General features: G+C 40.8%; 1 protein-coding gene and 1 riboswitch. The gene reads right to left on the bottom strand.

The features are described 5' to 3' along the window. A riboswitch (cyclic di-GMP riboswitch) is annotated at positions 1–60 on the bottom strand. This riboswitch is flagged as partial in the annotation. 18 nt (positions 61–78) lie between these two features. Further along, a complete protein-coding gene (locus JKM87_RS03715) occupies positions 79–279 on the bottom strand; it encodes a Flp family type IVb pilin (RefSeq protein ID WP_202078108.1) in 201 nt (66 codons plus the stop codon). Positions 280–385 lie beyond the last annotated feature (106 nt).

The raw sequence follows: 385 nt of genomic DNA, 5'->3' as shown, positions 1-385 counted from the left end.
ATCACGTTAGCCCCTGTAGCTTTGCGTCATTGACTTTCGTCAATTTTGCCCTTTCGAGTCTGTATTATTGTTTAGTAATTATGCTCCGTCTGCTGCTGTTGTTGCTGTTTCACGTCCTTCAATAGCTGTCACTGCTTCTTTATAAAGTTGTACAATTTCTCCTCTTAATGTCACGATGATTCCTAGTACCGCTATCGCAATAACACCTAATACTAAACCGTACTCTGTCATCCCTTGTCCTTCTTCTTCTCTTACTAATCCCATTAGCTTTTCCATCATTTGAACCCTCTCCTTTTAATTGTTTTTTGGAAAGGAAGAGGGGTGTGATTTTATCCCCTACATCCTTCGGTAGCTGGCTGGCTTTTGTGATCTTCAATCACGTTAG

It is taken from the genome of Caldalkalibacillus salinus, from assembly GCF_016745835.1.
Lineage (GTDB): Bacteria > Bacillota > Bacilli > Caldalkalibacillales > JCM-10596 > Caldalkalibacillus_A > Caldalkalibacillus_A salinus.
The sequence above is the reverse complement of the archived record's forward strand: the minus strand, read 5'-3'. Positions and strand labels throughout refer to the sequence as shown.

Coding starts and splice junctions, on each gene's coding strand:
- JKM87_RS03715 (WP_202078108.1), bottom strand. CDS start 279: ATGATGGAAAAGCTAATGGGATTAGTAAGAGAAGAAGAAGGACAAGGG.